General features: G+C 70.5%; 9 protein-coding genes and 1 pseudogene. 2 read left to right on the forward strand and 8 right to left on the reverse strand.

The genetic code is table 11. The features are described from left to right. A pseudogene (locus tag V7004_RS14440) lies at window positions 1-793 on the forward strand (hypothetical protein); the annotation flags it as partial. Between the two features lie 26 nt (window positions 794-819). On the opposite strand, the gene V7004_RS14445 reads toward V7004_RS14440, so the two are convergent. Both V7004_RS14445 and V7004_RS14450 read right to left on the reverse strand, forming a co-directional pair. After that, entirely contained in the window at window positions 820-1,365 is a 546-nt protein-coding gene (locus V7004_RS14445) for an HAD family hydrolase (protein WP_334144861.1), read from the reverse strand. A gap of 7 nt (window positions 1,366-1,372) precedes the next feature. Beyond that, window positions 1,373-1,576 (reverse strand): hypothetical protein, encoded by a 204-nt coding sequence (locus V7004_RS14450; RefSeq protein ID WP_208028563.1) that lies wholly within the window; start codon window positions 1,574-1,576, stop codon window positions 1,373-1,375. A 152-nt stretch (window positions 1,577-1,728) separates the two neighbouring features. Here V7004_RS14450 and V7004_RS14455 point away from each other — a divergent pair, with 152 nt between their 5' ends. Next, window positions 1,729-2,490: a crotonase/enoyl-CoA hydratase family protein gene (locus V7004_RS14455; protein ID WP_334144862.1), complete on the forward strand. Its 762-nt coding sequence runs from the start codon at window positions 1,729-1,731 to the stop codon at window positions 2,488-2,490. Between the two features lie 9 nt (window positions 2,491-2,499). Here V7004_RS14455 and V7004_RS14460 read toward each other — a convergent pair whose 3' ends face one another. The 6 genes from V7004_RS14460 to V7004_RS14485 form a co-directional block, all read right to left on the reverse strand. Next, complete coding sequence (locus tag V7004_RS14460; RefSeq protein ID WP_334144864.1) at window positions 2,500-2,904, reverse strand: NUDIX hydrolase; 405 nt, start codon at window positions 2,902-2,904, stop codon at window positions 2,500-2,502. Continuing rightward, on the reverse strand, window positions 2,897-3,388 hold the full coding sequence (locus V7004_RS14465) for a GNAT family N-acetyltransferase (RefSeq protein ID WP_334144865.1): 492 nt from the start codon (window positions 3,386-3,388) through the stop codon (window positions 2,897-2,899). The genes V7004_RS14460 and V7004_RS14465 overlap by 8 nt, the downstream gene beginning before the upstream one ends. 8 nt (window positions 3,389-3,396) lie before the next feature. Further along, window positions 3,397-3,975, reverse strand: coding sequence for a hypothetical protein (locus V7004_RS14470; protein WP_334144867.1), 579 nt, complete (start codon window positions 3,973-3,975; stop codon window positions 3,397-3,399). 35 nt (window positions 3,976-4,010) lie between these two features. Then, window positions 4,011-4,526, reverse strand: coding sequence for a hypothetical protein (locus tag V7004_RS14475; protein WP_334144869.1), 516 nt, complete (start codon window positions 4,524-4,526; stop codon window positions 4,011-4,013). A gap of 115 nt (window positions 4,527-4,641) precedes the next feature. Then, window positions 4,642-6,249, reverse strand: coding sequence for an FAD-dependent thymidylate synthase (locus V7004_RS14480; RefSeq protein WP_334144870.1), 1,608 nt, complete (start codon window positions 6,247-6,249; stop codon window positions 4,642-4,644). Between the two features lie 54 nt (window positions 6,250-6,303). After that, window positions 6,304-7,155, reverse strand: an 852-nt coding sequence (locus V7004_RS14485) for a M20/M25/M40 family metallo-hydrolase (RefSeq protein ID WP_334144871.1), incomplete at its 5' end; no start/stop codon positions are given.

Here is a 7,155-nt window from a genome sequence, read left to right on the forward strand (position 1 = left end):
GGCCCCGAGACTGCGACCCAAGCGGACCCATCGCCAGGCCGTGCTGGCGTCCCTGCCCGAAGAGCACAAGCCCATCGCCGAGCAGGTGTTGCGCGGCGGCATCCCCGCCGTGCGCCAGGCGGTCGACAAGCAGAACGAGCTCAACCAAGCCGAAGGGAAGCCGGCCATCAATGCCGAGCCCCTGGTGGCCATCGCGGAGTCGTTGCTCCCCCGGCTACGGGCCGCCGAATGGCGTGACCGAGCCGAAGCCGCGCTCGCCGCGGCAGCCGAGGTCGACCTCCGAGACCTGCGATCGGTGGTCGTCGCGGCGGAGCAGGCGGCCCGCGACGACGAGGCCCGCGCCCTTGCCGAGCAGCTCCGAGCGGCGCTGAGCGAGCGGGTCGAGGCCGAGCAGGCCGCGTGGCTGGCCGAGCTCGACGAGCTGCTCCGCGAAGGGCGCGTCGTGCGAGCACTGCGTCTCAGCTCCCGTCCACCCAAGGCCGGGGCCCTCCTGCCGCCGGAGCTCGCCGAGCGGCTCGCGCACGCCGCGTCGGGCGCCTTGACGGCCGAAACCGGCCAGGACCGCTTCGCCACCGTCCTCGACGCGCTGGCGTACGCGCCGGTGCGTACCCAGGTCACGGCGCAAAGCCTGCCTGCCAGGCCCAGCGAGGAGCTGCTCGGCGCGGTCAACCGGCTGGCCGGGCGCCTCCCACAGATCGCAGCCCAGTTCGGGGTGAAGCCGTCCGCCGTCCCGTCACGGGCCAAATCCGCCCGCCAGCCACCGCCGCCGCCAGCCGAGCACCCCGAGTCCTGACCCAGCGCCCCTCAGCAACCAGCGGCTCAGCAACCGGCAGCGAAGATCGGCACCTCGGCCGGGCTGGCAAGGACCACGTCACCCGCCTCGGACACCACTCGGGGGTTCCACCCCGCCAGCCCGAAGGGCACACCGAGCTCGCGGGCGAGGGCCCGGTCGTGGGAGGTGTCGCCGATGAACACCACGTCGCTCGTCGTCACCCCTAGTGCGGTCAGCACCGGGGTGAGACGCTTCGGGCCGTCGAACGCATCGGCGAAGAGTGCGACGTCCGGCGACCACCCCAGGCGGCGCAGCTCCGCCCGCCCGGGTCGAGGGTGCTTGTTCGAGCACACCGCCCAGCGGTCGAGTGAGGCCAGCATCTCCTCCACCCCGGGGAACGGCGCCGCGGCAGCCTCGTCGTAGCGCTCGAGATACTCCTCGACCGCGATCCCCAGCCGCCTGCATTCGTCGGCCAGGACGTGGCCGAACGTGATCTCCGCCGCCGGCACACCGAGCGCGAGGAACGGCGCCGTGAGGGCGGCGTCGGAGTCGAGCAGCGTGCCGTCGAGGTCGAAGATGGGGACCCGACTCACCGGAAGGTCACGTCTCGCGTGGCGCGAGCACGGAGGAGCGACTCGCCCTGCCGCGGTACTCGCCGCTGCCGAACTCCTCGTCCCACTGCGCCCCGCAGGAGCGGCACACACACGTGTCGAGGCGGAGTGAGCCGAGGTACAGCCGCTCCACCTCGTAGTCGCCGCAGAACGGGCACCGGAGGCGCCCGCTGGATCCGTCGTCGTCGTCCATGGGTCTGTGGACAGGCTAGCGAACCGTGCCCGCCGGAGGTCGGAACCCCGGCGCAGGTGGTGGGCGGGCAGCGGCCGTGGGTGGGTCCCGCCGGCGCCCCTGCGCCTCACCGGTTCGAACCGCTCGGCCGCCACCGCCTAGGGTGCTCGCCCATGGTGGACTACGAGGTGCGTGGACGGGTCGGGGTGTTGACGATCAACCGACCCGACAAGAAGAACGCGGTCAACGGCGACGTCGCCCGGGGCATGGAGGCGGCGATCGACCGGCTCGAAGAGGATCCTGAGGTGTGGGTGGGCGTGCTGCAGGGCTCGGGCAGCGTGTTCTGCGCCGGTGCGGATCTGAAGGCGATCAATGAGGGCCGGGCCGGTGAACTGCAGACCGAGCGAGGCGGCTTCGCCGGCATCGTCGCCCGGGCGCGCACCAAGCCGATCATCGCTGCGGTCGACGGTCCCGCCCTGGCCGGTGGGACCGAGATCGTCCTGGCATGCGACCTCGTCGTGGCGTCGACCGCGGCGAGCTTCGGCATCCCGGAGGTGAAGCGCTCGCTGGTGGCGGCCGCAGGCGGGCTGTTCCGCCTTCCCCGCCTCCTCCCCCGGAACATCGCGCTGGAACTGGGGCTCACCGGTGACCCGATCAGTGCCGAGCGGGCCGCCCACTTCGGTCTGGTGAACGAGCTGTGCGAGCCGGGTGGCGCGCTCGACGCCGCGCTGGCCCTCGCGGAGCGGATCGCCAAGAACGCTCCGCTCGCCGTGCGGGAGACCCGCCGGCTCATGCTGGAGCTGGCGGGCGCGGACGACGAGACGGCGTTTCGCGAGTCGGGTGCGGCGATGATCAACCTCGCCAGCACCGAAGACTTCTGGGAGGGGCCGAAGGCGTTTCTCGAGAAGCGCGAGCCCGAGTGGAAGGGCCGCTGATCCGAACCTTCAGGTGAACGCATCGAGCACACCGTGCTCGTGCAGGAACTCCGCCAGACCGTCCACCAGGTTCAGCTCGAGCACCTTTTCCAGCGGCACCCAGGCTGCCTCGGCGGCGTCGTCGCCCGCTACCGGTGCCCGATCGTCGAGGACGGTCACCTCGAAGTCCGCGATGACGAAGTGGTGGTCGTCATCGATGCGCTCCACCCAGCCGACCAGCGATCCGCAGACACACTCGAGGCCGGTCTCCTCACGGACTTCGCGGACCACTGCCTCGGCCAGCAGCTCGCCTCGCTCGACCCGACCACCCGGCACCGACCATTCCCCCGCGGCGGGGCCGTGCCCCCGGCGCACGAGCAGCAGCGAGCCGTCAAGCACCGCCACCGCACCCACACACAGGATCGGGCTATCCACTCGTTCGACCATCCCCGGGGGCGAGCGAACGGTGCACGACGATGGCCCGGGCCGTCAGGCCGAAGCGCTCGAAGAAGTTCTTCGCCTCCCGGTTTCCCGGCAGAACCATGGCATCCAGGCCTGAGCAACCTCGTTCGGTGGCCCATTCGAGGAGTCGCTCCATGAGGGCCTCCCCCACGCCGATCCCCCGCGCGCCCGGCTCGACGTACACGTCGTCGACCACGCCGAGCAGCCGCCCGTCCCGCAGCCGCTCGGTGTGGGCCACCGCATAGCCGACGGTGGACCCGTCGATCGTCCCCACGAGCACCTCGTGGTCGGCATCGGCGAGCGCGGCGGCCAGCTGGTCCTCAACCGGCTCCGCCCGGGCCGCCCGAGTGGCCCACAGGTCCCCACCCCGCTGGGGTCGCAGCTCGGCGACCGCCTGCCGCACCAGGGCAGCGATGGTCCCGATGTCGGTAGGCTCCGCCGGCCGGGCCGCTTCCACCCCCCCTCCTAGCCGGACTGGAGCTGAGCGATCCTGTTCAAGATCGTCTTCCGGCCCCGGGTCGCTGACTCGTAGGTGCGGACCGCTTCCAGTTCCTCGGCGGTGAGACCCTCAAGGCGCGGGAGAACCTGCGAGGCGGAGAGGCTCTCGTAGTCGGGGATGGCGAGCGTCTCCGCGGGGAACGGCGGCGACGGCCGGCCAGCCGGAGCAGGGGCACCGACCGGCACGGTCGGCTCCCCTACTGCTCGGCGCTCACCATTCGGTCCAGCCGGGGTGACCGGCGTGGTGCTGGCCGCGGTGCCCCCCGTACCGGGCGGTGGAGGTGAGGGCTCCGGAGGGAGCAGACCGAGGCCGCGCAGCAGGCTCATGGCGGGGGCACCGGCCGGCCCCAGCAGCCCCTCGGCAGCCTCACTCCCCTTGCGGATCGCGTACTTACCGATCACCCGCGCCAGCACGATCTGGTTGCGTCCCCGATCGACGAACCGGGGTAGCAACGAGCGAGCCTCCAAGCCGAAGCCGAGGGGCGCATAGACGCAGTATTCCAGCGCGGTCTCGATGGGTGATCTGGCGTGCTCGCGGTCGCTCACGGGTTCCGATGATGGCTCAGGGCGGCCACCCTGGCCTACTTGCGAGCCTTTGCGTACTGCCGCTCGAGGACCTCGATGGCCGGGCACACGCTTTCACCGACAGGGCACTCCAGGTGATCGGGAGGGCCGAACTGGCCCGGGTGGACCAGCAGGAAGCAACCGGTGCAGGTGAACTCGTTCGCCTTCTTCGGTTGGACCCCGTCAACGGCATCACCCGTGGCCCGCGGCTCCTGCTCTTCGAGGTCCTCGTCCTCGTCTTCGTCCTCACTGGCGGCGATCCGGTCCTTGAGGATGGTGTCGAGGTCGGCCTCGACGTCGTCCGGGTCGAGCTCCTCCTCGTCGTCCTCTTCCTCGTCGCGCTTCTTGCGGGCTCGAGGGAGCTCATCGACGATGGCGACATCGGTGTCCTCGTCTTCGAGGACGAGCTCTTCCTCCTCGAGCTCCCCGTCCGCGAGGACACTCTCGTCGAGGTCCTCCGCGTCGAGGTCCTCGACGTCCATCGTGTCGTCGAGGTCGTCCAGGTCGTCGTCGATCAGGTCGTCGTCAGCCATGGCTTCCTTCGTCGTCGGGGGCTGATTCTGTCCACACGCGGGGCGGACTATACGTCCTACGAGCGCGAACCGCGCCTCTCACGCGCACGCCGGTTCCACGGCGGGCCCGGTCGGCTCAGGCACGGTTGCGGCGAGCCTCGGCCCGACGCTCCGCGTCCAATCGCTCCAGCTCCGGCTCCGCTGAGTGGTCGACGAAGGACATGGCCTCCGCGATCGCTCGGTGGCCGGCCTCCTCCGCGAGCAGGCGATGCATCTCCTGAGCCACCAGGCGGTAGGCGGGGTGGCCCTGCGGGGTGGAGCGCAGCTCGATCAGGTGCATCGCCTCCCGGGCGTTGAGCTGCATGGTGAAACGCACGTTGTAGGCGAGGGAGACCGCGTAGGACGCCTCGGCCGGGAACCGCTCCGCCAGGGCGTCGTAGAGGGCAGCACTGCGGGCCATGGCCGCGTCGAAGGCATCAGCTGCTCCAGCCAGGTCGACGGCTTGAGGCCTGGCGTAGCCGTGACGGGGGGTGAGCTGCTGCCACTCGATGGTGAGCATCCGGTGACGCTGCAGGTCACGGAACGCGCCGTAGTCGGCGAGGATCTCGAAGCGGTAGCTCGGCCGCTCGAAGGCCCTGCCCGGCTTGTGGCGACGATTCCCGCGATGGCCGGTGTAGGTGCGGATGACCGCCACCCGCTCCTCCACGGACATCTCCCGCACGCGGCGCTCGATCTGTCGCTCCGGCAGGCGGGTGTAGGGCGAGAGCATGGCGGTGACCAGCTTGATCTCGGCATCGGGGTCGTGGTCGAGCAGCTGCACCGCGGGCACGTGCTCCGCTGCGACCTCGGCGGGGAAGAGGCGCTGCGCGAGGTCCTCCATCCGGTTCCTGGTGGTCTCCAGGTAGCGGCTCCATGCCACCCCCCGGTCGTCGAGGTCGACGCGCTTGAGGAACGACGGGATGACCTTGCGCAGCTCGGTGAGCATGAGATCGGCATAGTCCCGGGCTTCCGGCAGCGCGTGGGCTCGCATGCGCAGCAGCAACATCTCGTAGGCCTGCCCGGTGCCGTAGATCCCCACGTTCGACAGTGACGCGGCCGGCAGGATGCCGCGCAGAGCGTCGAAGGCCTTGGCCCGGATCGCCTGCCGGTAGATGAAGTCGGAGTCGCCGTCCTGCTTGGGGAACTGCTCGCGGAAGAACTCCTGGAGCTGCGGCACCAACTCCGCGTAGGTGTCGAAGAGCCGGTCCATGTCGCCCACATAGCGGGTGCCCAGCGAGGACATCAGGACCTCCGGTGGCCGGTAGAAGCGGTAGCGGCCGCCGATGCGAGCGTCGTAGGCGATGTAACGGGTGGACTGCTCGAGGTACGACATCAGCCGACCCCACTCGAGCACCTTGGTGAGCAGGTTGGAAGCCTGCTCACAGGCCAGATGGACGCCGCCGAGCTGGGCCACCGAGTCGTCGCCGTATTCGAAGAACACCCGGTCGTACAGCTCCTCGGCCCGTCGCAGCCCGACGGTGGCATCGATGCTCGCGTCGCCGGTGATGTCGAGCTCGTTGACGAACTCGTCGAGGAAGAGCCGGCGCAGGCTCTTCGGTGAGCGCGAGTAACGGGCGAAGAGCGCCCCTTTCACCACCTCCGGCAGGTTGACCAGGGCGAAGACCGGGCCGTCGAGGTTCGTGAAGTACCGCCGGAGGATGTCCGCCTCCTCAGGGGTGAACTCCTCGGCGACGTAGACAGTCACGGTCGGGCAGCGTAGGGCATGGCCGCTGGCCTCCCGCGCACCCCTCGGAGCCGCTCAGTGGCTCGGCCCGGAGGTCGGATCGACCCCGCCACCCGCGCCCGCGAAGGCCTCCCGTACCGCTTGGAGGGCCTCGGGGACCAGCCACAGGTCAGCGATCGTCATGGCCATGGCCTTCGCGGCGTCGAGCACCGCCCGATCTGCGTGCTCACCCGCGGTGTAGTTGGCGAACTCAGGGGTGTGGATCCCCACGTGGGGCGGTGCGACGGCGATCATGGGGTGGATGCTCGGCACCAGGTGGCTGACGTTTCCCATATCCGTGCTACCCACCACCCGGAGGTCGAACTCGTCGGGGTCGCGCAAGGGCCGGCCCAGCCGCTCGGCGTTGGCCGCGTAGAGATCCAGCAGGGGTTCGTTGTCCACCATGTCGGCGTAGGGCGGGTCCTTCCACTCGGCCTCCATCCGGCACCCGGCGGCGTCGGCACCGGCCTGGAGGCACGTGTGGACCCGCTCGGCCAGCGCGTGGAGCCGCTTCATCGTGGCGGCGCGCACATACCACTCTGCGGCCGTGTGAGCCGGCACGATATTGGGCTTGTCGCCGGCTTCGGTGAAGATCCCGTGGACCCGCTCCTCGGGCCTGATGTGTTGGCGCAACGCCGCGACGTTCACGTAGCCGAGCACAGCCGCGTCGAGGGCGTTGCGCCCCTTGTGGGGGAACGCCGCCGCGTGGGCGGCTTCACCGTGGTACTCCACCCGGAGCTGCTGGATCGCGATGACGTCCATCCGTCGCAGATCGGCGCCGGCGGGATGCACCATCATCGCTGCGTCGACCCCGTCGAGCGCCCCGCGACGGGCCATGTGGACCTTGCCCCCTCCCCCCTCCTCGGCGGGGGTCCCGAGGACCACCAC

It is taken from the genome of Rhabdothermincola sp. (assembly GCF_036846205.1).
Lineage (GTDB): Bacteria > Actinomycetota > Acidimicrobiia > Acidimicrobiales > Acidimicrobilacustridaceae > Rhabdothermincola.

Bases quoted from the DNA above. Each gene is read 5' to 3' on its own strand.
- V7004_RS14450 (WP_208028563.1), bottom strand. From the start codon at position 1,576: ATGGACGACGACGACGGATCCAGCGGGCGCCTCCGGTGCCCGTTCTGC.
- V7004_RS14455 (WP_334144862.1), top strand. From the start codon at position 1,729: ATGGTGGACTACGAGGTGCGTGGACGGGTCGGGGTGTTGACGATCAAC.
- V7004_RS14475 (WP_334144869.1), bottom strand. From the start codon at position 4,526: ATGGCTGACGACGACCTGATCGACGACGACCTGGACGACCTCGACGAC.